At 43.8% G+C, this 2,332-nt stretch carries 2 protein-coding genes; both read right to left on the bottom strand.

Annotated features, from left to right (window positions below):
- Nucleotides 1-297 precede the first annotated feature (297 nt).
- Entirely contained in the window at nucleotides 298-1,449 is a 1,152-nt protein-coding gene (locus H6S82_RS29620; protein ID WP_190462696.1) for a hybrid sensor histidine kinase/response regulator, read from the bottom strand.
- Nucleotides 1,450-1,630: 181 nt separating this feature from the next.
- Nucleotides 1,631-2,332: RNA-guided endonuclease TnpB family protein (locus H6S82_RS29615; RefSeq protein WP_191057207.1), on the bottom strand; the 702-nt coding region annotated here is incomplete at its 5' end.

The raw sequence follows: 2,332 nt of genomic DNA, 5'->3' as shown, positions 1-2,332 counted from the left end.
CATAGGCAAAGAAACCAAGTTTCTAGGAAGAATGATATTTTTAGTAGTATTTTAAGTGAATGATAAAATCTATCGATGCTTTACAGGTAGTTTGAAAATGGGTTTTGATGCCTGTCATAGGTAATTCCTGTATCATCAATCCAAGCCGGAGATAGAAATTCGACTTTTCCGTACTTAGTATACCAAATTATTAGTTTTATGGGGCTCTACACCTTAGCTGGCTGCGATTTCAAGGAGATCGCCCCAAAGAGCGCAAGTACACCCATTTCAGCGGAGCAGGTTACAGGTTAGGGTACTTTAAGAATGAGATCCTCGCTTGAGTGGTAAGCGCACGATGAAGCGACTTCCCTTGTTGACCTCTGATTTAATTTCAATGGTGCCGTTATGAGTTTCCACAATTCTGCGAGACAAGTGCAGACCCAAACCGCTGCCGGCGTGCTTATGTTTGCCTTGACGAAAACGTTCAAATAAACTGGCTTGTTCTTCTACGGGAATGCCTGGGCCAGTATCTTCTACTTCAACGATTACCTCTGGTTCATCTGGATTAGCATTACCAGTTGTATTGGCAAGACTGACGTGTACCGAACCTGTATCTGTAAATTTGATCGCATTGCCGATCAAATTGGTAAAAACGCGGTGAAGTTCGAGCCGATCGCCTTGTACAACGGTTTTAATTTGCGCGGTATCTTGAGGATTTTTATCCCTTACCAATTGCAAAGATAGATTTTTTTCAACAGCTAAAGGGGATAGTTCTTTAACAACTTCCTGGAGCAAATCTCTTATATCAACGGGAATGAAGTTTAGATTTTTCCGACCGGCTTCGTAACGATAAACTTCCAGCAAGGTATTTGCCATTGCCAGTAGGTTTTTATTGCTGCGAACCATTGTGTCGAGAGCTTCTTTCATTGAGGGGGAGAGTTCTCCCAAGGCACCTTGCTGCATTAAACCCATCATGCGATCGGCAGCAATCAAAGGAGTTCGCAGATCGTGAGTCAGTCGGGAAACAAAATCTTCTCGCTGTTTGGCAATTTGATCCCGTTCGTCGATGCTGTGCTTGAGTCGCAGCAGACTGCGTACCCGCGCCAGCAGCTCGTCCACTTCTACCGGTTTGCGGATAAAATCGTCTGCACCGGTATCTAGTCCTTTAGCCACACTGAGGTGGTCGTAGGCGGTTATCAGTAGAATGGGGATAAACGGCAAAGAAGTATTTTCGCGCAGGCGCTTGGTGACTTCAAAGCCATCCATTCCTGGCATCATAACATCCAGTAACACCAAATCTGGCGGTGATTGCTCAACTTTAGCCAATGCAGTAAGGCCATCTGATGCTGTTGCTATTTTATAGCCCTCTTCTTCCAAGATCGCTTGGATAAGAAATACATTATCGGGAGAATCATCCACAACCAGGATGCGATCGGCTTTTTTAAAAGGTGACAAAGAAGAAAGATTCATAGTATGAGAAGTTTTGACCATGTTGTTATCTGTTTATTTTGTCAATTATCTTTTGTCTTATTTTTTCGGTTAGTATGTTAACTTACCTCACCCTCACGAAGGATTCCATCTGCTCAGTTTTACCCATATCCTGCGGAACCTCTTGTGCAACGCTCCTAAAGAATTCGATCGTAGCGGTGAACTACCCCGCCGCATAGGCGGACGGGGCTTCTGTACTCAACGGCGAATGCCGCAAATGAGACTTTCGTCCCATCTTTGGTCTTACTTCCCCTCCTACAGCAGAGACGGCTGAACCATCCGCCTTTAGCATTCTGATCCCCTCTGCCCGAATATTGGTCGCCGCATTGCCGTCCCTATCGTGATGAGTACCACAGTGGGGACAAGTCCATTGCCTTACATCTAATGGCATCTCACTCACCTGATAGAAACAGTTAGAACAGAGTTTGGAACTGGGAAAGAATCTATCAATCTCAACCAACTTTCCTCCCTTACGTTCTAGCTTATAGGCTAAAAAGTTGGTGAACATTCCCCATCCACAATCAGAAATAGCTTTAGCCAAATTGCGATCGCGAACCATGCCCTTGACATGAAGATTTTCTACTATGACAGCTTGGCTATCGCTGACCAACTTGTAACTAAGTTTATGCAGAAAATCTTGCCGTGAGTTAGTAACTCGCTCGTACACTTTGGCAACTACTTGACAATATTTGTTTCTAGAATTACTCCCTTTTTGTTTCCGTGCTAATTTCTTTTGCTTGCGTTTTAGATTTTTTTCATGTTTAGCAATCTGTCTGGGTTTGTCATATTTAGAAACCTTTTCGCCGTCAGTTACAACAGCGAAATGCTTGACTCCTAAATCAACGCCATAAATAGATCGGAAGAG

Source organism: Planktothrix sp. FACHB-1355 (genome assembly GCF_014748295.1).
Taxonomy (GTDB): domain Bacteria; phylum Cyanobacteriota; class Cyanobacteriia; order Cyanobacteriales; family Aerosakkonemataceae; genus Aerosakkonema; species Aerosakkonema funiforme_A.
This window is presented reverse-complemented; position numbering and strand designations above follow the sequence as displayed.

Bases quoted from the DNA above. Each gene is read 5' to 3' on its own strand.
- H6S82_RS29620 (WP_190462696.1), bottom strand. From the start codon at position 1,449: ATGAATCTTTCTTCTTTGTCACCTTTTAAAAAAGCCGATCGCATCCTG.